This is a genomic window from Microbispora bryophytorum, from assembly GCF_006874465.1.
Classification (GTDB): domain Bacteria; phylum Actinomycetota; class Actinomycetes; order Streptosporangiales; family Streptosporangiaceae; genus Microbispora; species Microbispora bryophytorum.
On record NZ_VIRL01000003.1, the window covers coordinates 543,517 to 569,119 of the forward strand.

22 protein-coding genes and 1 tRNA gene are annotated in these 25,603 nt (G+C 69.5%); 9 read left to right on the forward strand and 14 right to left on the reverse strand.

Annotated elements, in window-relative coordinates; translation table 11 throughout:
• Window positions 1-50: 50 nt before the first annotated feature.
• The 3 genes from FLX07_RS09980 to FLX07_RS09990 form a co-directional block, all read right to left on the reverse strand.
• Window positions 51-1,046 carry a LacI family DNA-binding transcriptional regulator gene (locus FLX07_RS09980; protein WP_142569787.1) on the reverse strand — a complete coding sequence of 332 codons (996 nt, stop codon included), beginning with the start codon at window positions 1,044-1,046 and terminating at the stop codon, window positions 51-53.
• Between the two features lie 158 nt (window positions 1,047-1,204).
• Complete coding sequence (locus tag FLX07_RS09985) at window positions 1,205-2,620, reverse strand: GH1 family beta-glucosidase (RefSeq protein WP_142569789.1); 1,416 nt, start codon at window positions 2,618-2,620, stop codon at window positions 1,205-1,207.
• 279 nt (window positions 2,621-2,899) lie between these two features.
• Window positions 2,900-3,862, reverse strand: a complete 963-nt coding sequence (locus FLX07_RS09990) for an AraC family transcriptional regulator (protein ID WP_142569791.1) — start codon at window positions 3,860-3,862, stop codon at window positions 2,900-2,902.
• A gap of 150 nt (window positions 3,863-4,012) precedes the next feature.
• Here FLX07_RS09990 and FLX07_RS09995 point away from each other — a divergent pair, with 150 nt between their 5' ends.
• On the forward strand, window positions 4,013-4,519 hold the full coding sequence (locus FLX07_RS09995) for an anthrone oxygenase family protein (protein WP_142569793.1): 507 nt from the start codon (window positions 4,013-4,015) through the stop codon (window positions 4,517-4,519).
• A gap of 385 nt (window positions 4,520-4,904) precedes the next feature.
• Entirely contained in the window at window positions 4,905-6,296 is a 1,392-nt protein-coding gene (locus tag FLX07_RS10000) for a glycoside hydrolase family 16 protein (RefSeq protein WP_142569795.1), read from the forward strand.
• 54 nt (window positions 6,297-6,350) lie between these two features.
• On the opposite strand, the gene FLX07_RS10005 is transcribed toward FLX07_RS10000, so the two are convergent.
• The 3 genes from FLX07_RS10005 to FLX07_RS10015 form a co-directional block, all read right to left on the reverse strand.
• Window positions 6,351-6,947, reverse strand: a complete 597-nt coding sequence (locus FLX07_RS10005; protein ID WP_142569796.1) for a DUF5666 domain-containing protein — start codon at window positions 6,945-6,947, stop codon at window positions 6,351-6,353.
• 387 nt (window positions 6,948-7,334) lie between these two features.
• Complete coding sequence (locus FLX07_RS10010; protein WP_142569798.1) at window positions 7,335-7,955, reverse strand: LysE family translocator; 621 nt, start codon at window positions 7,953-7,955, stop codon at window positions 7,335-7,337.
• A gap of 73 nt (window positions 7,956-8,028) precedes the next feature.
• Window positions 8,029-8,418 carry a response regulator transcription factor gene (locus FLX07_RS10015; protein ID WP_229689554.1) on the reverse strand — a complete coding sequence of 130 codons (390 nt, stop codon included), beginning with the start codon at window positions 8,416-8,418 and terminating at the stop codon, window positions 8,029-8,031.
• A gap of 128 nt (window positions 8,419-8,546) precedes the next feature.
• On the opposite strand from FLX07_RS10015, the gene FLX07_RS10020 reads away from it, so the two are divergent.
• A tRNA-Arg gene (locus FLX07_RS10020) sits at window positions 8,547-8,621 on the forward strand.
• Window positions 8,622-8,915: 294 nt separating this feature from the next.
• Here the strand turns inward: FLX07_RS10020 and FLX07_RS10025 are convergent.
• The 3 genes from FLX07_RS10025 to FLX07_RS37605 all read right to left on the reverse strand — a co-directional run bounded on the left by FLX07_RS10025 (window position 8,916) and on the right by FLX07_RS37605 (window position 12,630).
• Window positions 8,916-9,296, reverse strand: a complete 381-nt coding sequence (locus FLX07_RS10025; RefSeq protein WP_142569799.1) for a PIN domain nuclease — start codon at window positions 9,294-9,296, stop codon at window positions 8,916-8,918.
• Complete coding sequence (locus tag FLX07_RS10030) at window positions 9,296-9,583, reverse strand: type II toxin -antitoxin system TacA 1-like antitoxin (protein WP_142569801.1); 288 nt, start codon at window positions 9,581-9,583, stop codon at window positions 9,296-9,298. Before FLX07_RS10030 ends, FLX07_RS10025 begins: the two co-directional genes overlap by 1 nt.
• Window positions 9,584-9,933: 350 nt before the next feature.
• Window positions 9,934-12,630 (reverse strand): ricin-type beta-trefoil lectin domain protein, encoded by a 2,697-nt coding sequence (locus FLX07_RS37605; protein ID WP_142569803.1) that lies wholly within the window; start codon window positions 12,628-12,630, stop codon window positions 9,934-9,936.
• A 915-nt stretch (window positions 12,631-13,545) separates the two neighbouring features.
• On the opposite strand from FLX07_RS37605, the gene FLX07_RS10040 reads away from it, so the two are divergent.
• Window positions 13,546-14,040: an NUDIX domain-containing protein gene (locus FLX07_RS10040; RefSeq protein WP_142569805.1), complete on the forward strand. Its 495-nt coding sequence runs from the start codon at window positions 13,546-13,548 to the stop codon at window positions 14,038-14,040.
• 290 nt (window positions 14,041-14,330) lie between these two features.
• Here FLX07_RS10040 and FLX07_RS10045 read toward each other — a convergent pair whose 3' ends face one another.
• From FLX07_RS10045 to FLX07_RS38335, 4 genes are all read right to left on the reverse strand, one after another.
• Window positions 14,331-14,630 (reverse strand): DUF6247 family protein, encoded by a 300-nt coding sequence (locus FLX07_RS10045; protein WP_142569807.1) that lies wholly within the window; start codon window positions 14,628-14,630, stop codon window positions 14,331-14,333.
• A 198-nt stretch (window positions 14,631-14,828) separates the two neighbouring features.
• Window positions 14,829-16,145, reverse strand: a complete 1,317-nt coding sequence (locus FLX07_RS10050; protein WP_142569809.1) for a hypothetical protein — start codon at window positions 16,143-16,145, stop codon at window positions 14,829-14,831.
• 9 nt (window positions 16,146-16,154) lie between these two features.
• Complete coding sequence (locus tag FLX07_RS10055) at window positions 16,155-16,655, reverse strand: cupredoxin domain-containing protein (RefSeq protein WP_142569811.1); 501 nt, start codon at window positions 16,653-16,655, stop codon at window positions 16,155-16,157.
• A gap of 29 nt (window positions 16,656-16,684) precedes the next feature.
• The gene (locus tag FLX07_RS38335) at window positions 16,685-17,662 is read right to left on the reverse strand and encodes a copper resistance CopC family protein (RefSeq protein ID WP_263407611.1); all 978 of its coding nucleotides are present in this window, start codon (window positions 17,660-17,662) and stop codon (window positions 16,685-16,687) included.
• Window positions 17,663-17,942: 280 nt separating this feature from the next.
• Here FLX07_RS38335 and FLX07_RS10065 point away from each other — a divergent pair, with 280 nt between their 5' ends.
• The 4 genes from FLX07_RS10065 (at window position 17,943) to FLX07_RS10080 (ending at window position 23,331) form a co-directional block, all read left to right on the forward strand.
• A complete protein-coding gene (locus tag FLX07_RS10065; protein ID WP_142569815.1) occupies window positions 17,943-18,506 on the forward strand; it encodes a dihydrofolate reductase family protein in 564 nt (187 codons plus the stop codon).
• Between the two features lie 152 nt (window positions 18,507-18,658).
• The gene (locus FLX07_RS10070) at window positions 18,659-19,480 is read left to right on the forward strand and encodes an ArsR/SmtB family transcription factor (RefSeq protein WP_229689555.1); all 822 of its coding nucleotides are present in this window, start codon (window positions 18,659-18,661) and stop codon (window positions 19,478-19,480) included.
• Window positions 19,481-19,680: 200 nt separating this feature from the next.
• On the forward strand, window positions 19,681-21,345 hold the full coding sequence (locus tag FLX07_RS10075) for a serine/threonine-protein kinase (protein WP_142569817.1): 1,665 nt from the start codon (window positions 19,681-19,683) through the stop codon (window positions 21,343-21,345).
• A 633-nt stretch (window positions 21,346-21,978) separates the two neighbouring features.
• The gene (locus FLX07_RS10080; RefSeq protein WP_142569819.1) at window positions 21,979-23,331 is read left to right on the forward strand and encodes a hypothetical protein; all 1,353 of its coding nucleotides are present in this window, start codon (window positions 21,979-21,981) and stop codon (window positions 23,329-23,331) included.
• 418 nt (window positions 23,332-23,749) lie between these two features.
• On the opposite strand, the gene FLX07_RS37620 is transcribed toward FLX07_RS10080, so the two are convergent.
• On the reverse strand, window positions 23,750-23,902 hold the full coding sequence (locus FLX07_RS37620; protein ID WP_223853156.1) for a hypothetical protein: 153 nt from the start codon (window positions 23,900-23,902) through the stop codon (window positions 23,750-23,752).
• A gap of 390 nt (window positions 23,903-24,292) precedes the next feature.
• On the opposite strand from FLX07_RS37620, the gene FLX07_RS10090 reads away from it, so the two are divergent.
• Complete coding sequence (locus FLX07_RS10090) at window positions 24,293-25,576, forward strand: outer membrane protein assembly factor BamB family protein (RefSeq protein ID WP_229689556.1); 1,284 nt, start codon at window positions 24,293-24,295, stop codon at window positions 25,574-25,576.
• The last annotated feature ends 27 nt before the right edge of the window (window positions 25,577-25,603 follow it).

Below are 25,603 nucleotides of genomic sequence, written 5' to 3' on the forward strand. Positions count from 1 at the left end.
GAATCCCTCCCGCCCCGGCAGCCGGGAGGCGGCCTGATCGTCGCGGGCGTTCAGGCGGAGTCGCGGACGACGAGCTCGGTGGGGAGGATCACCGGGTCGGCCGGGCCGCCCTTGAACAGGTCCAGCAGCAGCCGGACCATCGCGGCGGCCTGCTCGACGATGGGGTGCCTGATCGTGGTCAGCGGGGGCTCGGTGTAGCGGGCCGCCTCGATGTCGTCGAACCCGACGACCGCCACGTCGTCCGGCACCCGGCGGCCCGCCTGGCGCAGGGTCTGCAGCGCCCCGACGGCCATGAGGTCGTTGGCGACGAACACGGCGTCCAGGTCCGGGTCGTCCTGCAGCAGGTGGCGCATGGCGACGGCGCCGGACTCCCGGGTGAAGTCCCCGACGGCGACGATCGACCGCCGGTCGGACTCGCGCAGCGCGTCGCGGTAGCCCTTGAGCCGGTCCTGGCCGCCGATCATGTCCTGCGGCCCGGCGATCGTGGCGATGCGCCGCCGTCCGCCGTCCAGCAGGTGGCGCACCGCCTTCTCCGCACCGCCCACGTTGTCGTTGTCCACGTACGGCAGGGGCACCGGCACGGCCGGCCTGCCGTACGAGACGACGGGGACGCCCATCCGCGCGACGGCGGAGGGCAGCGGATCGGCGCCGTGCATGGAGATGAGCATGACCCCGTCGACGTGGCCGCTGGCGATGTAGCGCTCGATCCTCGCGTGGCTCTGGGCCGAGCCGCCGAGCATGAGCACGACCTGCTTGTCGGCGGCCTCGAGTTCCAGGCTGGCCGAGCGGATCACCGTGGAGAACATCGGGTCCTCGGAGAAGACCCTGGTCGGCGGCTCCGAAACGACCAGCGCGATCGAGTCGGTCCGCTGGGTGACGAGGCTGCGCGCCGCCGAGTTGGGGACGTATCCCAGCTCGTCCACGGCACGCATCACGGCATCCCTGATCTGCGGTGTCACCGTCATCTGCCCGTTGACGACCCGGGAGACGGTGGCGCGGGACACCCCTGCCCGCGCCGCCACCGCCTCCAGAGTGGGTCGTTTCATTCATTCCCCCTAGTCGTGTCTGACATCAAGCCCTGCTGCGCGTGGATCCAGGCGGCGCCTCGCTGCGTTGTCGTCGTCGCCGACAACGCTGTCATCGGCTCCTCCTCCGCCTTACGACGCATCCACCCGGAACCACGCTCGCGACGGGCAGCATTTTGTCAGGCACTCCTCAGCCCATTGCGTTCGATGACGTCTCGGTACCACAGCGCGCTGTCCTTGGGAACGCGCCGCTGGGTTTCGAAGTCGATGTACACGATGCCGAATCTCTTGTGGTAGCCGTAGGCCCACTCGAAATTGTCCAGGAGCGACCATACGAGATAACCCCTCAGGTCCGCACCGGCGGAGATCGCGGCGTGCGCCGCCCGCAGGTGGCCGTCGAGGTAGCCGATCCGGTCGTCGTCGTGCACTGTCCCCTTGACGGCGTCTCCGCCGACGTCATCGACGAGGTGGTCGTCGAAGGCCGCGCCGTTCTCCGTGACGAGCAGCCCGACCTCGGGATAGTCGCGCGACAGCCGTACGAGCAGGGTCTCCAGGCCGGACGGCTCGATGGGCCAGTCCATCGCGGTCGTCGGGCCGGTCGGCGGGTCGAACCGGATGCCCTCCGTGCCGGGGAAGGCGGGGTTGGCCGGCTCACCGGGCGCGGCCGACACGAAGGACGGGTTGTAGTAGTTGATGCCGAGCAGGTCGATCGGCTGGTGGATGACGGCCAGGTCGCCGTCCCTGATGTGGCCGAGGCCGCCGTGGCGGGCGGCGATCTCCAGCACCTCCTCCGGGTAGCGGCCCCGCAGCGCCGGGTCGAGGAACTGCCGGTTCATCAGCGCGTCCACCCGTGCGGCCTCCTCGTGGCCGTCGCCGCTCTGGATGACCGGCGACAGGTTGAGGGTGAGCGCGACCTCGGCGGCCCCGGCCGCGCGCAGGGCCCGCGCCGCCAGCCCGTGGCCGAGCAGCATGTGGTGGGCGGCGCGGAAGGCGGCGGCCGGGTCGCGCCTGCCCGGGGCGTGGACACCGGAGCAGTAGCCGAGGAAGGCGGCCACCCAGGGCTCGTTCAGCGTCGTCCAGGTGCCGACGCGGTCGCCGAGCCGGTCGTGCACGACGGCGGCGAAGTCGGCGAAGCGGTCAGCGGTGTCCCTTGCCGCCCAGCCGCCCGCGTCCTCCAGCGCCTGCGGCAGGTCCCAGTGGTACAGCGTGGGGTAGGGCGTGATGCCGTGGCCGAGCAGCTCGTCCACGAGGCGGTCGTAGAAGTCGAGGCCGGCGGCGTTGACCCGCCCGGCCCCGGTGGGCAGGATCCGCGGCCAGGCCACCGAGAACCGGTAGGCCGCCAGGCCCAGGCCCGCCATGAGCCGGACGTCCTCGGCGTACCGGTGGTAGTGGTCGCAGGCGACGTCGCCGGTGTGGCCGTCGACCACGTTGCCCGGGACCTGGGAGAAGGTGTCCCAGATCGAGGGCCTCCTGCCGTCCTCGGCGGCGGCGCCCTCGATTTGGTAGGCCGCCGTGGCGGCGCCCCAGACGAAGCCGTCGGGAAAGACCGACGTGGACGATCCGGACCCCCGAGAAGCGATGGTCGTCGCGGTCATCCCTGCACAGCTCCCCGCATGATGCCTCCGATGATCTGTTCTGCCGGGCAGGACGAAGAAGCCGAGCGCCGCGACCACGGCAGGGTTGTGACGAGGTAGAGAGCGCTCTCGCACAAGATTGTGAACTGTCACTGCGGACGTCAAGGGGTCTATCAGTAACGATTCCCGCTATGACGGAACGTCGTAGTCGCTGGTGAGAGCGCTCCCACAGCCGGTCGGCGCTGTATGGGGGCGGCAGGACCGCGAGAGGGTTCTCCCGGATCTCAGCTCTCCCGGATTTCAGCCGGCCGGGCGGCCCAGGCCTTCCCGGTATCGCTGCGGGCTCACGCCGCGCTCCCGCTTGAAGGCCGAGCTCAGCGCGAACGCGGTGCCGTAGCCGACCCGCCGGGCCACGGCCTCCAGCGTCGCGTCCGTCTCCCGCAGCAGGTCGGCCGCCTGCGCCAGCCGCAGCCCGGTCAGGTAGGCCATCGGCGGCTCGCCGACCAGTCTCGCGAACCGCTGCGCCAGCGCGGCGCGGGAGACCCCCACACGGCCGGCCAGTTCGGCGACCGTCCACGGGTGGCCCGGGTCGGCGTGCAGCATCCGCAGCGCCGGCCCGACCACCGGGTCGCCGTGCGCCCGATACCAGCCGGGGGCCCGCGCGTCCGGGCGGGACAACCACGTCCGCAGTACGGCGATCAGCAGCAGGTCGAGCAGGCGGTCGAGCACCACCTCCTGGCCCGGCTCGTCCTTGACGATCTCCCTGCCGAGCAGCGTGACGAGGGAGCCGTCCCAGGAGTCGCCGCGCAGCACCAGCAGCGTGGGCAGCGCCGCCAGCAGCCGCTGGGTGACCGCGCCGCGCATCTGGTAGGTGCCGATGAGCATCACGGCCGAGCCGTCCGGGTCGTTGCCCCAGTTGCGCGTGCCCAGGTCCATCTCCGCCGTCAGGGCGCGGCCGTCCGGCGTGGTGCAGACCTGCCCGGGATGGATCACGACCCGCGGCGCGGTCGCCGGGTCGTCGGCCACCGTGTAGTGAGCGGGACCGCGCACGACCGCCACGTCGCCGGGGCCCACCCGTACGGCCCTGTCCTCTGAGACGCGGTCCTCGTCCGGGGTGATCCACGCCTCGTCGCGCACCATCGCCACCAGGCACAGCGGCGCCTCGTCCTGGATCCGGACCGACCAGGGCGGGCTCAGGGTCGCCCGCAGCAGGAAGGCCCCCCGCGCCCGGGGCCCGTCGAGAAGGTCGGCCAGCGCGTCCATGCCCCAGATCGTAGACGGCCGGATATGCGGTCGAGCGTCTCGGCGATGTCGCCCGGGGCGGCCCGCCGGTTGACTGATCGCCATGACGACGACAGCGAACGTTCTGGTCACCACCGCCGGCATCGGCGCCCCGGCCGCGGCGGAGGCGTCATGACGTACCTCCTGGCCGCTGCCGCGGCGGCCCTGTCCATGCTCATGACCGCCGGGATGGCAGGCACCTTCTTCGGGTTCTCCGTGGGGGTCATGCCGGGCCTGAACGCGGCGCCGGCCCCCTTGGCGATCGACGCGATGATCGCCGTCAACGTGAAGATCCAGAACCCGGTGTTCCTGGCGGCGTTCGTCCTGGCCCCGCTCGCCGCCGCCGGGGCGGGGGCCCTGCTGCTGGCCACCCCTCGCTCCGGCGCGGCCTGGCCGTTCTTCGCGGCGGCCGCGGTGTACGCCGTCGGCGTCATCCTGATCACAGCCGCGGTGAACGTGCCGATGAACGACGCCCTGGCCGCCGCGGCGGCCCACGGCGACCCGGCCGGGGCCGCCGCCCGGATCTGGCAGGACTACTCGGCCCGGTGGACCACCTGGAACACCTGGCGGGCCGCGGCCGGCGCGGTGAGCCTGCTGCTGATGGGCTACGGCGTCTACCGCTGGGGCCGGGGCTCCTGACCGCCGCTCCGGATGGTGCTCCTGACGGTGATGACCGGTTCGATGGCACTGTTCACGCCGGACACGCCCGTGTGGCTCACCACGCTCGTCCTGTGCGGACGCGGTCTTCTTCCGGAGGCGGACTGGAGAGCGCTCTCTCATCACTGCTCACACCGGGGGGCAGTCGCTGAGAACGCTCTCTCGGATTTCACAGATCCTATTGACGCGAGTGAGATCCAGAGGGAAAGTGTCGCTCAAGCGGTCCGCGATCGCGGTGCGCGGGCCCTCACGACCCTCTCCGGACGCCGCCGTCCGGCTCTCAGACGTCCACCGTCTTCGTTCCGTGAGGCCGCCCGCACCCCCCAATCCCCTCGCCGCGACGACCGGACCGAGGAGAGAGGTACTCATGCGTGTGCTCCACTCCCCATGGCGGCGCTCGGCTCTGGCGCTGCTCGCCGTGGCCGCCGCCGTCATGGCCCTCGCCGTACGGCCCGCCGACGCGTCGGTGCCCTCGACGCCGTCCGGCTGGTCGCTCGTCTGGTCGGACGACTTCAACGGCACGGCCGGAACGCTTCCGTCGTCCACCAACTGGATCATCGACACCGGCCACGCGTACCCCGGAGGCCCGGGCAACTGGGGCACCGGCGAGATTCAGAACTACACGTCCAACACCGCCAACCTGAGCCTGGACGGCAGCGGCAACCTGCGCATCACCCCGATCGGCAGCGGCCAGAACTGGACCTCCGCGCGGATCGAGACCCGCCGCACCGACTTCAAGCCGGCCGACGGCCGCGTTCTGCGTATCGAGGGCCGCATCCAGATGCCGAACGTCACGGGCGACGCCGCCCTCGGCTACTGGCCGGCCTTCTGGGCGCTCGGCGCGCCCTACCGGGGCAACTACCAGAACTGGCCGGCCATCGGCGAGTTCGACATCATGGAGAACGTCAACGGCATCAACTCGGTCTGGGGCGTGCTCCACTGCGGCGTGAACCCGGGCGGGGCGTGCGGCGAGACCAACGGCATCGGCGCCAGCAGGGCCTGCCCCGGCTCGACCTGCCAGTCGGCCTTCCACACCTACCGGTTCGAGTGGGACCGCAGCGTCAGCCCCAACCAGCTCCGGTGGTACGTGGACGGCCAGCAGTTCCACAGCATCAGCCAGAGCCAGCTCGACGCGACGACGTGGTCGAACATGACCTCCCACGCCGGATACTTCATCCTGCTGAACGTCGCCGTCGGCGGCGGCTTCCCCAACGGCGTGGCCGGGTTCTCCACGCCCACCTCCGCCACGGTGTCCGGGCGGCCGATGGTGGTCGACTACGTGGCCGTGTGGCAGAGCGGCGGCGCGACCAGCAGCCCGTCGCCGAGTTCACCCCCGGCGGGCGGCGTGGACGCCCGCTCCACCGTCCAGGCGGAGAACTACCAGGCGCAGAGCGGCACGCAGGTGGAGACGACCCAGGACAGCGGCGGCGGCCAGGACGTCGGCTACATCTCCAACGGCGACTGGCTGCGCTTCGACGGCGTCAACTTCGGCTCGACCGCGGCGCGGCAGTTCAAGGCCAGGGTGGCGTCCGGAGCGGCGGCCGGCGTGAGCGGCCTCGTACAGGTCAGGCTCGACAGCCCGACGGCGACACCGATCGGCGACTTCGCCGTCGGCAACACCGGCGGGTGGCAGAGCTGGACGACCGTCCCTGCCAACATCACGCCGACGACCGGCACCCACACCGTCTACATCACCTTCAGCAGCGGCCAGCCGGCCGACTTCGTCAACCTCAACTGGTTCACGTTCGCCACGTCCTGACCGTCACGCCGTGGGCGGGGCCGCTGCGGGTCCCCGCCCGCGGCCGGACGTACGTCACTCGGTGGGTGAAACCGTCTCCGGCGCCGCCGGCTCGCTGGGCGTCACGGACTCCCCGGGCGTGGCGGGTGCGGTCGGGGTCTGCGGCGTCTGCGGCGTCTGCCCCGGGGGCGCGCCGCCTCCGCCGTGCCCCGGCAGCGCCGGGCGGCTGGCGTCCGCGACGATGATCGCCTTCGGGCTGTCGCCGGTCGTGCCCACGACCCAGACCTGGTCGCCCTGCTGGATCCCCTGCAGACCCTTGTAGTCCGCGACGATCCTGGTGGACTCGTCGACCGTGTAGGCGCGGCCGTCCACCGTCAGGGTGCCGCTCTGCACCGATTCCACCGCGCCCGTCTGGCTGGTGAAGGTCTGGTAGTCGCTGGAGGTGCGCGGCTGCCGGGCCTGTCCGAACTGGAGCAGGCCGAGCTCGGTCATGCCGAACTGCTCCGGACCGGGCCGGAACTGTCCCCCCTGGGCGTACTGCGGCTGGTCGTGGCCCGGCGCGCCCGCGGCGGCGAGGCCGGCGCCGGTGGCGAGGGTGAGCGCCGCGGCGAATCCGAGGAGAAGCCGGGGCCGCTTGCCGCGCGGTTTGGGCGGCTTGCTGGACATGGTCATCGGTGTGCTCCCTCCACTCGGCGCCGGGACACGACATGACACGGCACGACAGGTGTGACGTGACACGGTGCGACGTGACATGGTGTGGCCTGACGCGGTGTGGACTGACGCGGTGTGGACTGCGACATGGCGCGGCCTGACGTGGCCGGCGCGGCCGGGATGTGCGCGAAAGCCGGGTCGATCCGCCCGATCAGCCACCGGTCCGCGCCGGTCGGCCCGCCTTCGGATCCCCTGGCCGCCCTACCCCATCGAGTACGGCGTTCACCGCCCGCTCGGTAAAGCCATCGTCCAGAGGCACTTGCCGGAATACCACCCGCAACCAGACCGCGCCGGCGAGCACGCTTCATCGACGAGGCGGCCGAGGACGTGTCCGCCCGCGCGGCCTGATCAGCCCCGCGCCGTACGCCCGGCCCCGCTCAGCGCGGCGACGAGGGCGAGCGCCAGGTAGACCACCCCGGAGGCGTACCTGAGCGTGCTCGCGCGCAGGCGGCGGCCGAGCGAGCCGGCGGTCAGCGCGTACGCGAGGTCGGAGGCCAGTCCGATGACGGCGAGGACCAGCCCGAGCAGGAGGACCTGCGCGGGCACGTCGCCGAAGGGATCCACGAACTGCGGCAGGAACGCCAGGAAGAACAGCACGGTCTTGGGGTTCAGCACGTTGACCACGACACCTTCGAGGAAGACCCGGCGCAGCGGCTGCGCCCTCGGCTCGTCGCCGGAAGAGCCCCGGCCGGTCAGGGCACGGACGCCGAGATAGGCGAGATAGGCGACGCCGGCCCATTTCACCGCCGCGAACAGCTCTGCGGACCGCGCGAGCAGATAGGACAGGCCCGCCGCCGCCGCGGCGATGTGGAGCAGCGTGCCCGTCTCCACGCCGAGGGCCGAGGCGACCCCGGCCCGGCGGCCCTGGGCCACACCCCGGGCGGCGATGTAGAGATGGTTGGGGCCCGGCACGGCCACCACCGCCGCAGAGGTGGCCGCGTACACCAGTAACGTCGAGGTATCGATCACGCTTGCCGACGCTAGAAGCGTCGCGGCACGCGCGCCCGGGCCAATCGGTGCCCGTGTCCGTGGACCAATGCGCTCAGAGCGTCTCGGCGCCCGTGGCGAGGTCCCGTACGATCTGGATCAGCTCGGCCGGGTCGAACGGCTTGGTGAGATAGGCGTCGACGCCGATGTCGTACCCCCGCCTGCGATCGTCCTCCTGGGCCCGGGCGGTGATGAGCATGACCTTGATGTGCCGGGTGCTCGGGTCCTCCCGCAGCCGTGTGGCCGTCTCCCAGCCGTCCAGGCGCGGCATCATCACGTCGAGCGTGATCACATCGGGATCCACGTCATGGACGCGGTCCAAACAGTCCTGCCCGTCGTACGCGGTCTCGACCTCGAACCCCTCCAGGGTCAGGTTGACCGCTATGAGCTGCCGGATGACCTCGTCGTCATCCACGACCAGCACGCGTCCCAGAAGCTCGCCCACGGCGGCAAAGCTAGCCAATGAGACGGGGTGGGCGCGCGGTTTTCGCTGATCCACATGCTCACGTCCTCCGGAGGCCGTATTGATGTCACGAACGGCCTTCCAGTGCTGGTAGCCTTATCAGCGGTTGAGCCCCCTTAGCTCAGGGGATAGAGCACCGGCCTCCGGAGCCGGGTGCGTAGGTTCGAATCCTACAGGGGGCACCAATTTGATGTCGCAAGACATCGGAAACCCTCGAACCTACGGGTTCGGGGGTTTCTTTGTGTACTGGGTTGGTGGTCGCGGGTGGGGTCCGATGAGCAGGATGACATGGGTTCGTCCGATGCCGATGTGGCGAAGCCGGCCGCCGATCCCCAGGGTGACGACTGTGTGCCGCTGGTGAACCAGCGGCACCGGGTCGGGTGGCAGCCTCGCACGTGGGCCATCAGTTACTGTGCGACGCCACGACTCGACGCGTTCAGAGCCGCCATGCGCACCTTCTCGGTGACGGTTTGACGTGGTCAGACCGTGAAGAGCCGAAGCTTGACGCCGAGGGAGTCGGCGAGGTGCTTCAGGTCGTCGGGATCGCTGGTGACCACAGAGGCCTGGTATCGGACGGCCGTCACGACGACGATAGCGTCGACGGCGTCGGCCGTTCCTGCGGCAGCGCACGCAATTCCCGCTGCACGACCGACGTGCTCGTCATCCGGGCGAATGTCGCAGCCCTTCAGCACGCGGGAGATCTGGTGCTGCGGGCCACCGCGCCATGCTTGGGCAAGGGCCACCACCGGCACGAGTGGACGGATACGGGCGGCGGTCAGTTCACCATGCAGGGCAAGGAAGTCCGGGTTGCGCCGTTCGGCGGCCAGCAAGGCGCCCGCATCGTAGACGATGGCGCGCATCAGCCGGCCTCTGGCCAGGTGTCGTGCTCGAGAAGTCCCGCCTCCATCAGGAACTCCCGGGCCCGTTGCCGGGACTGCTCGGGCAGGGCGCCGTGCAAGCTCTCATATTCCGCCACCAGCTCTCGGGCTGCCGCCCGGCCCGCCGCTTGCAGGGCGGCAAGGTGAGCCTTTTCGACGGCGGCCTCAGCCAGCCACGCCGACACGGGCTTGCCCTCTTCGGCAGCTGCCGCCTTGATCGTCTCCTCGATTTCGGGAGTCACTGAGATCGATAGCTTCCGAGCTGTCATGGCTCCACGATAGCGAACAGTAGGAACGCATTCCTACCGCTTGCGTGAGAAGCATCGGTCAACCGTGGCCTGGGCGTGCTGGGCCGCCTCGGAACACGCTTTCGCATGGCCCTAGCCGACGGTCCCGCAGGTCGGCGGCAGTAGTTGCGGGTGGGGCCGATGATCGGGGCTCGCTACAGCTCGCGGGAGCTGATCGGGGGTATCCGCGGCGACGAGATCGATCCTTGAGACCGCATCGCCGTTCCCATCGTGTACGAGGGCTGCGACGCCTCGGAGGGAATCCCGACTGTCGGCAGAGTGGGGCCGCGGACGGTGCGTACGACCGCCCGCGGCCCGGTAGAGGCCTCACATCAGCTGCGCAGGCTCCACTGCTGGTTCGTGCCGCCGTTGCACGACCACAGAATGAGCTTCGTGCCGTTGGCGGTGGCGGCGCCGTTGGCGTCCAGGCACAACCCGGACTGCACACCGGTGATGCTGCCGTTGGAGTTGAGGTTCCACTGCTGGTTGTTCTGCCCGTTGCAGTCCCAGATGATCACCTGGGTGCCGTTCGAGGTGCCCTGGTTGTAGGCGTCCAGGCACTTGTTGCCGAACACCTGGAGCTGCTTGCCGGACGTGTACGTCCACCGCTGGTTGGTCTGTCCGTTGCAGTCGTACAGCTGAACCTGGGTGCCGTTGGTGGTGCTGGAGTTCGGCACGTCGACGCATCGGCCGGACTGGCCGCCGACGATCGAGCCGCTCTGCTGGCCGGTCCCGCCGCCGTTGCCCTGCCTGACGAGCGATTTCGACTCAGCCGATCGGTTGCCCTGGGCGTCCACCACGAAGAGCCGATACTCACCGGCCGACGTCGGAACGGCGATGGAGGTCGCGGTTCCGCCTGCACGGGTCATCGTGTTGCCGGCGGTGAAGGAGGTCGTGCCCGAGGGAGCCAGCCAGACCGTCTTGCTCGCGTCGCCGGTGCTGCGGATGGGAATCGACGTCACACCGGCGCTGGTGAACGTGCTGGCGGGCAGGACGTAGTCCGGCAGGGAAAGATTGCTCTGGGGGATGATGTTCCTGTACGCGTCCTCGAGTCCGGAGTTCACGGCGATGCCGTAGGCCTGCGACGGCCAGACGTAGTCGGAGGATACGAGGATGTCCTGGACCGTGCTGTTCGGCAGGTTCTTGTTGGAGACCTTGTTGATAGCCCCGTACGTCTGCGTGATGCTCAGGTCGTGCTTACGTCCGAAGTCGTCGGAGTTGATGAGCCACGTGACATTCTTGTCCACGCTCAGGACGTTGTCGCGGAAGGTTATGTACGCGGAGCCCTCGTCGGGGTGGAGTCCGTACTTGTGTCCGGACGGGACGCCCTGCAGATAGTTGTTGCTGATCGTGGTTCCCGGCTGGCTGCCCAGCGTGTAGATGGGAGCCGTGTCGCTCAGGCGCTGCACCGTGTCGATGATGTGGTTGTAGCTGATGTTGTTGTTCTTCGCCGTGGTGGTCGGCCGGTTGGGCGCGATCGAGCCTGACGACCCGTCGAAGTTCCACCAGCCCCAGCCGAGCGTTATACCGGACCACGGGGTTTTCTCGATGCGGTTGTGCTGGATGGTCAGGGTGTCGGCGAAGTACGCCGAGATGGGGCTGTGCCCGTTGAACAACACGGCACTGTCGTAGATGTAGTTGTTCTTGATCTCGATGTTCTTGGGCGCCCCTTCGACCTGGGCGGGATACTTCTCGTGATTGGTGGAGGTGTAGTCCCCGATGTAGACATTCTGGGGGTGGCCCACCGAGATGGCGGATCCGGCGACGTCGTTGGTGTAGTTCCCGATCAGCTGCGAGTTCACCACGTCGTTGGCCATGGTGATTCCGTCGACGCCGGTGTGCTGTATCCGGTTGTTCTGCAGCACGAGCCCGTCGGCGTTCTCGAGCTGAATCATGCCTGGCGCCAGGTCGACATTGCGGTAGTAGTAGGCGTGGAAGTTCTGCTTGGCATAGGCGATTGCGCCGAGGTTGCCCTGCTGGGCCTGCTTGAGCACCGAGCCGGCCACGTTGAACAGGTTCCAGTCGGAGTGCTGGACCGTGAGGCCGGAGAACGTGATGTTGCGGGCGCGGTTGCTCGTGGAGGTGCCGGCGACCTTGATAAGGGTGGACACGTTGTTCGGTGCCCAGACCGCCGCGGTCGTCATGTTTTCCGAGCTTGCCTTGTAGTAGTACAAGGTCTTGCTCGACTTGTCGAAAAAGAACTCGCCCGGCGTGTCCAGGAACTCGTAGGCGTTCATCACCTTGTGGGTGCCGCCGACCTGGGCGTTTCCGTTGAAGGCGCCCTGGGCGATGGCCGCTCCCGGCTGCTGGAACAGGGCGACACGGTTGGAGCCGTCAGCGGTGACCTGCCGGACTCCCACGATGGCCGTGGTCCAGGTCGTCGACGTCTCTATTTCGATGTCGTCCTGATTGGCGGCGATAGCGGGAAAATCATTCAGACTGTACTTCGCCCCCGCGCACTGCGAACCCGATTCCCATGCCCAGGACGCCTGCCCCGCCGTGATGGTGTAGGTGCCGTAGCACCCCTGTGAACTTATCGTTTTGGAAGCCATGTACGCCCGCTTGTCGTTGACATAGAGCGCACGGAGCTTGTTGCTGCGGTTCAGCGGGGCTTTCCAGATGTTACCGCTGTGCTGCGTCCATCCGGTTACCTGGACGCCTCCATCGAGGATCGGCGTCTCGTTCTGGTAGGCGGCGTATATGACCCGGTAACCATTCGTGCCGGAGTCGGCCGGCGTGAAGTCGATTGTGCTGCTGACCGGGTAGTTTCCCCCGCGGAGGTACACGTAGATGTCGCCTGACATGTTGGCGTTCACCGTACGGACGACGTCCCTCGCGTGCTGGAGGGTTCTGAACGGTGATGCGACCGTTCCGGGGTTGGCGTCATTGCCGTCGGGGGCGACGTAGTAGGTTGCCTGGGTCGCGGCTGAGGCCGGGGTACTACCTGCGAAGGTCGGCAGCAACACAGCGGCAACGAACACCGCGAGCGCTGCTAACGCCTTTTCAGTGGTGGACAGGGCTGACTTCACGCTCTGTTCCTTTCGCTGGTTCCGAGCAGATTTTCCGCGAAATCACTCCGCCGTGACAGAACTCATCGGGATGTGCCGTTGCGCGGGCGGGGCGCCTTTGTCGTGCGGTTGCGGACGTCGAACGGAGGGCCGTGCACTTTGCGGGCCGAGGGGCCGGCCGCCCTCACGCCATGCGCGGCAATCGCCCTGGAGCGTGGGCCTCGGCAGGCTCGTCGTCTGGACGGTGCCGCGCGGTCAGCGAAGATCGCCGTAGGAAGCGCGGCAGCGTCGACGGCCGCCGCCATGGTGGTGATGAGGCGGCGAGGTTCAGCGGCACGGATCAGCGGCACGCTCACTGAAGCTCCTGGTGACGAGTCGGGGGGCGATGCCTGCGGCCGAGTGCCGGCCGCGCCGCCACGGCTGGTCCGCCGCCGCGGTACGGCCGCCATTCGCCGGGACACCCTGATGCAGGGCATGCGGCCGGTCAAAAGGAGTGCCTCCGAAGGCGAGAAACGCATTTGGGCCGTCCGGAGGACATCCCATGAATAGGCTCGGTTTCGTACAACGTATGACGTCTGATGTGTCGGGTCAAGAAACAATCGCGCGCGCCCGGCAACCCGGCACCGCTTGGCAGGAAGGCCGACGACTCTCGTGGGAACTGGATGAAACTTTCATCGGCAGAAGGCTGAGCGCCAGAGCGGTGACCGCGAGGTGTGCGCCTTGCCTTCCTCGTTCATCCGTGGGTGCGACGCGGCCGCACGGAGAATCATCCCACCTTTCGTCCATGTGGAAGGGTTCTGTCACCGTCTCCCACTGGACGGCACATCATCGTGAGTACTCGACCGATGCGGCTCAGTGGTTGTACGAGCTGCCTCCGCTTGAGGTTGGAGATATACCGGCGTCAGGCCATGCGCGGCTCATAGTGTCGGAGCCGTCATGAGCGACTCCGCGTCATACCTGGCCTTCGTCGCCTCCGTACCGCGCCTTCGTGCCGGCGCAGGCGCATTGCTCCGAGACAACGAGGGGCGGGTGCTTGTCGTGCATCCGGTCTACAAGGACGGCTGGGAGATCCCCGGCGGGATCGTCGAGGCGGGGGAGTCCCCCGTCAGTGCTTTGCTCCGTGAACTGCGGGAGGAACTGGGCATCGCGCCGCCGGTGGGTCGGCTCGCATGTGTCGACTGGGTGCCACCGGCGCCGCCGTGGGACGCCGGGCTGATGTTCGTCTTCGACGCAGGCGTGCTCACCGACTCACAAATCGCGACGCTCCGGCTGCAGCCCGAGGAGCTCGACGAATATGCATTCGTCCGCCCCGCGGACCTGGACAAGCTCCTGCCGCCGGGCTTGGCGCGGAGGATGAATGCGGCGATCTCGGCGGCGGACGCACGCCAGACCGCTTACCTGGAGGACGGCCTTATTCGCCTCCTTCCGTAGCTCGGATGCAGTAGTGGGTCGCTGTGGCGGCATTGACTCCCACGGTGTTGCGAAGCGATTCGACCGCAGGCCGGACGTCGAGGACGGATCGGAGTGCTGTCACCGGCCCCGCTCGCTCAGATGGGCGGCGTGGCGAGCGGGTCCGCGCTGCAGGGTCAGCCAGCCCAGATGATGTCGATGACGCGCAGGGACTGGGTTTCCTCATCAAGGATGAACGTCAGCATCACCTGGCTGAGGAAGACCGTTCAGCTCGTATAGGGCGCGTCCGTGGAAGCCATCGAACTTGTAACTCACACCCGGTCTTCCCACTCCGGCGGGGTGTAGCGAGTGAACATCTCTGTACGCTCCTGAAGGGCGTCCTGGACGGCCTCCTCATAACCCGGGCGAGCGTAGGCGAGCGCGCGCAGGCGCCACTGGCGCAACAGCGTCTGCACCTGCTTGAAGCGAGCCAGATCGTGCGCGGCTTCCAGTGCCTCGTCGTACTCTGCGCGGAACTGGACCCGGTGCGACGGCGGAAGCGCCTCGAAGATCGCCGCTGGGTCCTCACCGGGATCACGGAACCCGACGTGATCCACAGGCTGAGCGCTCATACCGACCAACCTATCTGGTTGGGGGTGCCGTCAACCGATGTGTCATGGGCCGCCCCGGCGGAACGTCGAGGCGGGACAGTCCCCCGTCAGCGCTTTGCTCCGTGAGCTGCGGGAGGAGTTGGGCATAGCGCCGCCGGTGGGTCGGCTCGCATGCGTCGACCCGGCACCGCCGTCTTCCTTGACGTCGATCCTTCGCTGTTAGGCGGCGAAGAGGAGAAGCAGCCCCACGACGGTGTAGACCACCATCAGCACGAGCAGGGGAATCTGCCCGAGGACGGCGGTCCGCCGGGGAAACAGGGCCAGCGCGCGATCGTGGGCCAGGACGGTGCCCAGCACGTGACCGATGACGATGACCGTGACCTGGAGGGTGGCGACTCCCGCGGGGGTGGTGCCGAGCGCCTGGATGGTCCACCCGGCGGTGCCCAGCCAGTCGGCGCCGGTGTCCAGTGGGTCGGACAGCAGGGCGATGGTCCGCTGCCCCTCCAGGAGGAACAGGGTGTAGTAGTGGGCGACGATGTATCCGACGGCTATCGGGACTATCGAGTGGGCGATCTCGCCCGCCGTCGTGCCGGGCCGGGCCGCGCCCCATCGGCCGGCGAGCGCGGTCGCGGTCCGGTAGGCCGCGAGCACCAGAGCGATGACGATGACCAGGCCGGCGGTGCCCGTGACCGGGGCCGGCACCGCGCTTTCCTGCACGAAGCGCACCCATACCGGAGCGTTGGACAGGCTGTCGTACATGGTGGAGCCCAGGAGCACGACCACCAGCGTCGTCTGTCCCGGTGCCGGTCGTAGCCCGGCCATGCCGTCGAGGGAGTTGCGCCAGGCCACGACGCCGTCGCCGCGTCTGGCCGCCGGGGCGAGCCTGCCCACGAGGCCGCTGTAGACCTCGAACGGATCGCCGTGGTCGAACCACCGGGAGCCGAAGACGACGGCTCCGGCGAGCGTGAGCACGGCGTAGGCCGCGAGCCAGGCCCCGATGACCGGCAGAGTGGCCCGTTCGGGGGCGACGAGTTCCAGCCACACGAAGGCGAACAGGCCGGCGCAGGCGGGCCAGTATCCGACGCCTGGGGGCAGCGGCCGCAGGCCGAGCTCGGGGTCGCGTCCGAGTCCCCTGCAGGCCAGCAGGTGCAGCGTCCGCAGCGGATTCAGACGGCGCCACACCGGGCCGAACAGCAGCGAGAGCGGCACCAGGCCGACCCAGAACAGGACGTAGAACGCCCCAGCGGTGGGATTGTCGGCCTGATCGGGACCGAAGATCAGTCCGATGCAGAAGTACGCCGCGGCGACGAGCCCGGCGATCCGCCAGACCCACCGCCAGGCGGGCGCGCTCATCGCTGTCTGGACGGCGGCCGGCAGCGAGCGGGCGCCAGGAGAGTCGCCGCCCAGGCGCGGTTCCTTCCACAGTGCGCCGAGCGCCACGAACGACACCAGCAACGCGAGGGCCGCGCCGATCAACACGGCCGAGAACGGGATCGGCAGGTCCTGACGGCCTCCGACGCCGTGAGCCAGCAGCATCCCGGCGGCCTAACGCACGACGAGCTGGAACAACTGCAGTCCCGACCCGTGGGTTTCCATCTCGAACAGGCCGGTCTGGTCGGCGACGAACTCGATGCTCGCGGGGGTGCCGGGCTGCAGCTCGGCCTCCTTGTCGTACCCGTGTAGATGCGCCTCGTCGGCGGTGTCGCTGGTGACGGTGATACGCACCGTCTGGCCCTTGGTCACCTCGATCCGGTCCGGCGGCGGGGTGACCTTTTTACCGGCGATGGTGACGGTGATCTCCTTCACGGCCGGGTCGGCGGGGGCGGCTGCGGCGGACTCGCCGGGGGCGGCGGGAGCCGACTCGGCAGCAGCCGGGGCGGCCGGCTCGGTGGATACCGGTGCGGCGGCCTCGGTGGTTACCGATGCGGCCGACTGGGCGGGAGCGGCGGCATCCGACCCGCCACAGGCAGACGTGGCCATCAGCAGGGCCGCACCGAGTGGGAGCACGGCGAGCAGCGGGCGCAGGCGTGCAGGGGCGATCACCATGGGGGGTTCTCCTGAAAGGGCGAGGCGTGTCAGCGTCGCTTGGTGGATTTGGGGCGGTGGGGGGTGCGTGGCGCCGGGGCGCGTGAGGGTTTCTTGGCCTGCGGGCGGCCGGACGACCGCTCGGCCGCCGTCGTGGCGGGCGCGGGCCGCCGCGCAGCCCGCACCACCAGGGCGCCCGCTCCCAGGACGAGGACCGCGGGCACCAGCCATACCGACAGCCCGGTGCCGGAGTCGGCCGGCTGCGCTGCCCGGGCCGCAGTGCCCGCAGTGCCCGCAGTGCCCGCAGTGCCCGCAGTGCCCGCAGTGCCCGCAGCGCCGCCGGGTTCGGACGCCGCGGCCGGGCTGCCGCCGGCCTGTGTGACCGAGGCCGGGCTTGCGCCGGCCTGTGTGACCGAGGCCGGGCTGCCTCCGGCCTCTGGCACCGTGGGGCCCATCGCCGAAAGGCTGCCGCCGGCCGCCGGCTCATTGGACTGGGGGCTGCTCCCTGGCTCGGCCGAGGCGAGCAGGCTGGGGTCGGGCTCGTTGTCCGGGGCCTGCCAGCCCTTGGGCGGCGCCGAGGTCTTGCCCTTGTACGTGAACCGGAGCTCTCCCTGCACCGGCTCCCCGTCGGAGGCGATCGACAGATACCGGACGACGTACTCGCCCCGCGCCGGCCAGTAGGCGACGGGGACCTGCGCGGGGAACCCGGTGTTGTACACGCTCGGTTCCCAGAAGCCGTTGACCAGGTTGTACTCCTGGACCGGCTTGTCGAGACGCTTCGGCTGACCATGCGTCCAGGGCTGGTCGACCCGGGCGCCGCCGGGAGCGGTGACCGCGAAGTACGCGTTCGGGGCGGGTGCCTCGGTGAAGTAGAGGGAGAGGGACTCCAACGGCTCGCGCACCGTGCCGTCCTTCGCCGGTGTCGACATCGCGAGCTGACCGTGGGCGAAAGCGGGCGTCGCCAGGGTGGCCATGGCCATCACGCCGATGACGACTGGCAGAAGCAACCTGCCCGACCAGCGCGCCATCGTCACTTCTGCTCTCCATGCGGTACGACCCCTGGGCGGGGAGATGCGGCTTGGGCCCCTGGGGCCAATTCCGTCGAGATTAACGACTTTCGCCCCAAAAGAACAGAACTCGGATCATTGACACCAGAAGTAGACGACGTTGCGGTCTGTGACCGCACCACGCTTTCAGGGCCCGCTCGAACAGGTGAGCTCTCTCAGGGGCCCCGCAATCTTCGCCAAGCAGGCGCCGCCGGACGTCCCGGGGTCGTACTGTCGAACCCGTTGGCGAGGAGGACCTCTGATGCGCAGCGTGACGTACTCCATGAGCGTCTCACTTGACGGCTACATCGTCGGGACGGACGGTGACTTCGGCTGGTCGGCGCCCGACGAGGAGGTCTTCCGCTTCGTCACCGGCGAGATCCGAAAGGTCGGCGTCCACCTGCTGGGACGACGGCTGTACGAGACGATGCTGGACTGGGAGACCGCCGACCAGGATCCGTCGCTCGACGACTTGATGCTCGAGTGGGCCGCGATCTGGAAGCGGCTCCCGAAGACGGTGTTCTCCACCACGCTGTCGGCGGTGCAGGGCAATGCCCGCCTGGCCTCCGGGGGCCTGGCGGAGGAGATCGAGCGGTTGCGAGCCGAGCCGGGGGAGAGTGAGATCGCGGTCGGCGGTGCGACTCTCGCCGCCGAGGCGGCGGCGCTGGGTCTTATCGACGAGTACCGGGTCAGGGTCTATCCGGTGCTGGTCGGCGGCGGCATTCCGTTCTTTCCCCGGCGCGAGCGCCAGGTGGATCTCGAACTCGTCGAAACCCGCACCTTCAGCTCGCAGGTCGTCTACCTCCGCTACCGCGTGGCGCGCTGATCCTGTCGCCGCCCAGTCCGGTGCGCGTGCGCTCCGGCACCTGGGAGGCCGTGCTGACGATGATCAGACCTCACAAGGGCCTGCGTGGCCGCGCGTCTTGACAGGCAACCATCCGGTTGCCTAAGTTACAGGCAACCGAAAGGCTGCATATCGTGGATGGCAATCCGAGTACGAGCGCGGGCCTGGACGAGGTGTTCAGGGCGCTGGCCGATCCGAGCCGGCGTGCGCTGCTCGACTCGCTCAACGCCCGCAACGGGCAGACGCTGCGCGAGCTGTGCGCCGGACTCGACATGACCAGGCAGTCCGTCAGCAAGCACCTCGCGGTGCTGGAGGAGGCCGGGCTCGTCGCCACCGTACGGCGGGGCCGGGAGAAGCTGCACTACCTCAACGCCGCGCCCGTGCACGAGATCGCCCATCGGTGGATCAGCCGCTACGACCGGGCCAGGGTCCAAGCCCTGGCGGACCTGAAACTCGCCCTTGAGGAGACCCCGATGGATGCGCCGACCTTCGTCTACACCACCTATATCCGCACCTCGGCGCAGAAGCTCTGGCAGGCGCTGACCGAGCCCGCCTTCACCCGCCGCTACTGGGCCACGGAGTTCACCACGGACTGGTCGGCCGGCTCACCGATGACCTGGGACAACCACGGCGTACTGATCAGCGACCCGGAGCAGGTCGTGCTGGAGGCCGAACCCTACAGCCGGCTCTCCTACACCTGGCACGCCGTCACCCCCGAGCTCGCCAAGCGCTTCGGCTGGGACGAGGAGTTGCTCGCCCGGCTGTCCGCCGAGGCCCGCTCGAAGGTCACCTTCACGCTTGAGGAGGCCGGGCAGGTCGTGAAGCTCACCGTCGTGCACGACGGCTTCGAGCCCGGATCGAGCCTGGCCGAGATGGTCAGCCACGGCTGGCCGAACGTGGTGGCGAGCCTGAAGTCGCTGCTGGAGACCGGCGAGCCGCTTCCGGACGGCGCGTGACCTCCTCGACCAGGGCCCGACGACGTCGCGAGGTGCCGCCCGGGCCGGCCCGCCTGGGCGAACGCCCAGAGGAGGGCGGCGGAAGCGCTCGATGAGGGTTCTTCCGATCGACCTGGGTGGTGCGGGCTCGCCTCCGTGGCCGCGTCCGGCTGTTGCGAGGCATATCGTCCCGCGCTCCCGCGTCGCTAGGGTTCGGTGCCATGGTCACCCCTCTGGACCCCGACGACCCGCGCGTACTGGGTGAGTTCGCACTGAGGGGGCGGCTCGGCGAGGGCGGGCAGGGGGTGGTGTTCCTCGGCCTGTCGCCCCGCGGGGAACCGGTCGCGGTGAAAGTGCTCAAGTCGGGGCTCGACTCGTCGGTGCGGGAGCGGCTGGTCCGCGAGCTCGACGCGATGCGCGGTGTCGCGCCCTTCTGCACCGCCCGAGTGCTGACCGCGGTGGTCGATGGGCGGATGCCGTACGTGGTGAGCGAGTTCATCGACGGGCCGTCTCTGCAGCAGCGGGTCGATGCCGGCGGTCCGCTGCGGGGCGGCGAGTTGGAACGCCTCGCGGTCGGCACGGCCACGGCGCTGGCGGCCGTTCACGCGGCCGGGATCGTGCACCGGGACTTCAAGCCGGCCAATGTGCTGCTGGGGCCGGACGGCCCCCGGGTGGTGGACTTCGGCATCGCCAGGCACGGCGCGAGTGACACGATCACGGCGGGCCCGGTCGGCACCCCGGCCTACCTGGCTCCCGAGCAGATCGCCGGGGACCCGGCCACGCCCGCCTGCGACGTGTTCGCCTGGGGAGCCACGATCGTCTTCGCCGCCACGGGCCGCCCGGCCTTCGGCGCCGCCAGCGTCCCCGCCGTCCTGCACCGGATCCTGACCGCCGAGCCCGACGCCTCGGCACTGCCCCGGTCGCTGCGTGGCGTGGTCGAACGATGCCTCGCCAAGGATCCCGCGCGCCGGCCGGCCTCCCGCGACCTGCTGCTGGAGCTCGTCGGATCCGCCCCCGACCCGCTGCGGGCGGGCGCGGCCGCAGCGACCACCAGGCCGGAGGGCGTACGGCGGGGTGGGACGACCGCGATCCTCCCGGCCTTCCCGGGTCCGGCCCCGGGTCCGGCCCCGGATTCGGGTCCGGGTTCGGGTTCGGGTTCGGCTGGGACGCTTTCGCCGGGCCCGGAGACGACCGGGGCGGGCGGCCGCCGGCAGGCCTCCCGTTTCGGGATCGTCGCCGGGGCGGTGACAGCCGTGGCCGCGGTGTCGGTCGCCGCCGCACTGCTGGGGCCGCGCCTGCTGTCCAGCGAAACGGCTGGCACCTCGACGCACGCCACCACGACGACGACCGTCTCGCACCCCGCCGGCTCACCGGCGCCGCCCGCCGGCAACACGCCGGGGGAGACCGTCACGGACTACGGCGGCACGGGCCAGGACGACACGGGACAGGACGGCGGAGAGCAGGATGACACCGGCCAGGACGACACCATGACGACGGACGACGCCTTGGACGGTTCCTCCGGGGACGCCACAGCGACTCCGAAGGCCACCGCCGTGCCGTCGACGACGCCGGGCGGAACGGTTCCGGCCGCGTTCGCCGGCACCTGGGGAGGCCACCTCGAGCCCGACCAGCTCGTGGGAACCAGCGAGACCGACGTACAGATCGTGCTGGAGCCGGGCGGACGCGCCGGAAGCTGGAAGGACACCAACAGCTCATGCCGGGGGAGTCTGACGCTGACGCGCAGCTCCGGCACGGCACTCGTCTTCCGGCTGGACAAGTGCGCACCAGGCAGGATCACCCTGATCCAGACCGGTGAGGGGCTCGCCTACCGATGGGACGGCGACGAGGGCGATGTCACCTTCCAGGGCCTCCTGGTCAAGGACTGACCACTCCGCATGGAGACCCTGGGGGTGCGGCACCCGCGGACAGTACGCATCGCTGAGACCGGCGTGGTCGGTGAGCGATGTTGATCGTCGCCGATCAGCGACTGCCCCTGCCCGTTATCGCCGATTGAGCTGGAGGTGCGTGGATTCACTCCGGCTGATCCGCTGAACAGAGGGTGGACGGCATGGCGCTGCGATTGATGGATCGTTCCAGTGTGACTGTCCCTCGATATGTCGGGCCAGGTGAAATGGCCACACTCCTCCGCGAATAGCTGGAAAGGGTCCGACACATTCGGTGAAGGGGCTCGAAACTCCTGGTCAGCGACATATCGAGAGTGTGCGTGGGCGCATCCGGCGAAGTGCCGGTGCCCGCTTCTTAACCACTGATACGCTTTACACCTTTCGGTAACTCTGAGCATTTACGGGGCAAGAGTGACGACGGGGCCCGGTTATCACCAGCAGTATCCGCCTCAGCCGCCGCCGCAGTGGCAGTCTCAGCCTCCACCTCCGCCACCGCAGTGGCAGTCTCAGCCTCCACCTCCGCCACCGCAGTGGCAGTACGGCCCTCCGCCGCAGCAGTGGCAGGCTCCGCCTCCCCCTCCGCCTCCTGGGCCCGGACGCAGGACCGGGCTGTGGGTGACGCTCGGGATCCTGTCCCTCGTCCTCGTCGTCGCGGTGGGTGCGGGGGTGGGCCTTGTCCTGCGGGGCGGCGGCTCCGGCGACTCCGGCGACGACGCCACGGGCAAGGCCGCCACCGACTCGAACACGGTCGTCGTGAAGGACGACGAGATCACCAAGCTGGTCCAGTCGCACAGCAGGGCGCTGGCCTCGGGTGACGCCAAGGCATTCACCTCGATCTTCGACCAGAAGAACGCCGCTCTGGTCCGCGATCAGGCGAGAGTCTTCGCCAACCTGCGCAAGATGCCGCTGGCCGAGAAGTCCTACCAGGTGTTGCGCCGCCAAGGCCGGGCTCAGGACAGTTTCGGACGGGGCGTGAAGTTCACGCAGGACGTCGCGTTCGTCCACCGGTTCGACGGCATCGACCTGCGCCCGGTGTCCGAGTGGTATCGCTGGACCATCGAGAAGGCCTCGCCGAACGCGCCCCTTGTCGTGACCAAGGTGCAGGGCGCGCCGCCGACGATCAGCGGCGAGGCGTCGAAGACGATGTACTTCCCCGGGCCGTGGGACGTCTGGCCGGACATCGTGGTCGCGAAGGCGGGCGACAGCATCGTCCTCGCCAGGCCGCAGGACGCCGCTCTGGCCCGGCGCGTCGCACCGACCGTCTCCGCTGCCGCCGCGAGCGACCTCGCCTTCTGGGAGAAGAACGGCGATCCGGACGCGGCGGTGCCGACCGGGTTCGTGGTGGCGCTGGTCGAGGGAAAGGCCCAGCTCGGCAAGTTGTTCCGTACGGCCAAGGCGAACGAGGCCGGCGTTTCGATCCCGATGCCGAGCTGGGGGGTCGGGAACGACACCGTGAAGATCGGCGGCACCCGCGTCGTCATGGACACGACGTCGGAGTTCTTCAGGAACAAGCAGGGGATCATGGAGATCTCCGAGCACGAGCTCGCGCACTCGCTCGTCGCCGGGCTCGACAGTGCGCAGTTCGCTCTGTTCGGCAGGGCGAACTGGATCACCGAGGGCTTCGCCGAGTACGTCGCCGGCCGCAGCCAGCCGATCGCGCAGAACCGGCGGGCCGACGAGGGCCGTGCGTACGTGGCAGGACGGCTCGCCATGCCGTTCGACGGGAAGCTGCCGTCCAACGCCCTCTGGGACTTCAAGCAGATGACGAGCGTCAACTACCTCATGGGGCATGTGGCCATGCGGTTCATCGCGCAGAAGTACGGCGAGCGGAAGCTGGTCGAGGGCGTGGTCGCGGCTTACCGGGCACCGGGCGACGACAGCGAAGCCGCCCTCTTCAAGGTGCTCGGCGTGACGATGGCGGACTTCGAGCGGCAGTGGGCGGGCTACGTCCGCGCCCAGTTCGCGTGATCGGGGGAGAAGCATGACGGATCAGCACAACGGGGACCCGTACGGCGGGCCCACACCGCCCACACCGCCATCAGCTCCCACACCGCTCTTGCCGTACCACCCCAACGGTTCGGGTGGGTCGGCCTACGGCGGACAGGAACAGCCCTACCTCGGCCAGGGACGACCGGGTGACGCCGGAGGCTGGGGCCAGCCCGCACTCAACCAGTCCGCACCCGCTCGGCCGGCGTACGGCCAGCCGGCCTATGGCCAGCCCGCGTCCGGACAGCCGGTGTCCGGTCAGCCGGTGTCCGGTCAGCCGGTGTCTGCTCAGCCGGTGTCTGCTCAGCAGGCCTATGGTCAGCAGACCTACGGTCAGCAGGCCTATGGTCACCCGGCACCGGCTCAGCCGACGTACGGGCAGCCGGGTGGTCAGGGGCAGCTAGGTGGTCAGGGGCAGCGGGGTGAGCAGGCCGGGCCGGGCCCGCAGGCTCCGTCGGCGTACGGACCGCCCGGCGAGAGCGCGCCGTGGGGTCCGGGCGCCCCAGGCGCACCGGCGCCGTACGGCCAGCCGGGTCAACCTCAGCCAGGTCAACCTCAGCCGGGTCAACCTCAGCCGGGTCAACCTCAGCCGGGTCAACCTCAGCCGGGCCAAGCCCATCCGGGTCAGGGCCAAGCCCAGCCAGGCCAAGCCCAGCCGGGTCAGGGATACCCGGGTCCGGGTCAGCCGGGTCAGGGATACCCGGGCTCGCCGTACCCGCAGTCCTGGGGGCAGCCGGGCCCGGCCGCTCCGGCCCCCGCTCCACCCGGGCAGGGCCAGACGCCCTGGTATCCAGGCGGGCAGGGGTACGCGGGCCAACAGGGCTATCCAGGTCAGCAGGGGGGCTACCCTGGCCAGGGCTATGGCGCCCAGGGACAGCCCGCCCAGGGGCTTCCACCGCAGCCGCAGCCGCAGCCGCAGGCGCCTGGCGGCAAGGGCAAGCCGGTGCTGTTCGTCGTGCTCGGGCTGGTTGTGCTGCTTGCGGTGGGCGCGGGGACCGCCTGGCTCGTCGCAGGCGGCGGCTCCGCCACCGATTCCGGTTCCGGTGGGGGCGCGGGGGAATGGTCCGTCCCGCTCGCGAGTGCCGACAGCATGGACTTCACCCAGGGACTCGCGTTCGCGGGCTGGCTGACGGACAAGACGGTGATCCGGGTGCAGCGCGACGGGGTGCTCGCCTACGACCTGACCTCGGGCAAGCGTGCCTGGGGCACCCCCTCGCCCGGCGACCAGCTCTGCGGCGCCACCTCCGGCCTGACGAACGGCAAGGGCGCCGTGGCGTACGGCAGCGACCAGTTGTGCGACCACCTGGCCGGGGTCGACGCCGCGACAGGAAAGATGACCTGGAAGATCAAGATTCCGGCGGAGAAGTCCCGGCTGGCCAACTCGCTCACGGTGCCCCGGATCATGGATGCGGGCGATGTCGCCGTGGTGTACGCGAACGACGTCCTGTCCGGCTACCGCCTGTCGGACGGCGCGAAGCAGTGGACCGCCCAGCTTCCCCAGGGCTGCCACATCAAGGACATGAACACGGCGGCCACCCGGGTGGCCCTGCTCCTCGACTGCACTTTCGAGGGTTCGGGCGGCCTCGTGCAGGTGCTCGACCCGAAGAGCGGCAAGACCGAATTACGCTCCAAGATCGGTGAGCTCAGCTTGATGAGCCTGATGCTGTCGGCCGACCCGCTGATCGTCCGGCAGGAGGAAGGCGACAAGAGCACCTTCACGGTTCTCGACGACCGGGGCGCCAAGGTCAGCGAGTTCACGACCGGCAAGGTGGACATGCTCGCCATGAACACGGTCGCCTTCGTGGACGGGATGTTCGAGCAGCGCCGCTACCTCGTGCAGGGCGGCCGTCTCTACCTCACGACCTTCCCGCAGAACGTGCCGGGCAAGGCCCGGTCGAGCGACAAGGTGCTCGCCTTCGACCTCAAGACCGGCAAGCAGGTGTGGGAGTCGTCCGGCACCCAGCCCACGATGCTGAATCCCGTCCGCGCCGACGACCACGGCCTGCTCGCGCTGGAGGTCGGCGACTGGCGCGACCTGCCTCCCCGGCTCGTCCGCCTGGACGCCGCCACCGGCAAGGCGGCCGAGGTGGCGCAGCTGCCGCAGAAGTACGGCACCGAGGGAGACGACGCGCGGGTCTTCGAGCGGAACGGCGCCGTCGTCATCGTGCCGTGGACCCCGGTCGCCGTGAAACACGCGGTCGTCTACGTCCACACCAAGGAGAGCTGACCGGGCCGGTCCCGGGTGGCGGCGGCC

Bases quoted from the DNA above. Each gene is read 5' to 3' on its own strand.
- FLX07_RS10000 (WP_142569795.1), top strand. From the start codon at position 4,905: ATGCGTGTGCTCCACTCCCCATGGCGGCGCTCGGCTCTGGCGCTGCTC.
- FLX07_RS10075 (WP_142569817.1), top strand. From the start codon at position 19,681: ATGGTCACCCCTCTGGACCCCGACGACCCGCGCGTACTGGGTGAGTTC.
- FLX07_RS10065 (WP_142569815.1), top strand. From the start codon at position 17,943: ATGCGCAGCGTGACGTACTCCATGAGCGTCTCACTTGACGGCTACATC.
- FLX07_RS09980 (WP_142569787.1), bottom strand. From the start codon at position 1,046: ATGAAACGACCCACTCTGGAGGCGGTGGCGGCGCGGGCAGGGGTGTCC.
- FLX07_RS10050 (WP_142569809.1), bottom strand. From the start codon at position 16,145: ATGCTGCTGGCTCACGGCGTCGGAGGCCGTCAGGACCTGCCGATCCCG.
- FLX07_RS10030 (WP_142569801.1), bottom strand. From the start codon at position 9,583: ATGACAGCTCGGAAGCTATCGATCTCAGTGACTCCCGAAATCGAGGAG.
- FLX07_RS10045 (WP_142569807.1), bottom strand. From the start codon at position 14,630: ATGAGCGCTCAGCCTGTGGATCACGTCGGGTTCCGTGATCCCGGTGAG.
- FLX07_RS09995 (WP_142569793.1), top strand. From the start codon at position 4,013: ATGACGTACCTCCTGGCCGCTGCCGCGGCGGCCCTGTCCATGCTCATG.
- FLX07_RS10005 (WP_142569796.1), bottom strand. From the start codon at position 6,947: ATGACCATGTCCAGCAAGCCGCCCAAACCGCGCGGCAAGCGGCCCCGG.
- FLX07_RS09985 (WP_142569789.1), bottom strand. From the start codon at position 2,620: ATGACCGCGACGACCATCGCTTCTCGGGGGTCCGGATCGTCCACGTCG.
- FLX07_RS10025 (WP_142569799.1), bottom strand. From the start codon at position 9,296: ATGCGCGCCATCGTCTACGATGCGGGCGCCTTGCTGGCCGCCGAACGG.
- FLX07_RS09990 (WP_142569791.1), bottom strand. From the start codon at position 3,862: ATGGACGCGCTGGCCGACCTTCTCGACGGGCCCCGGGCGCGGGGGGCC.
- FLX07_RS38335 (WP_263407611.1), bottom strand. From the start codon at position 17,662: ATGGCGCGCTGGTCGGGCAGGTTGCTTCTGCCAGTCGTCATCGGCGTG.
- FLX07_RS10040 (WP_142569805.1), top strand. From the start codon at position 13,546: ATGAGCGACTCCGCGTCATACCTGGCCTTCGTCGCCTCCGTACCGCGC.
- FLX07_RS10055 (WP_142569811.1), bottom strand. From the start codon at position 16,655: ATGGTGATCGCCCCTGCACGCCTGCGCCCGCTGCTCGCCGTGCTCCCA.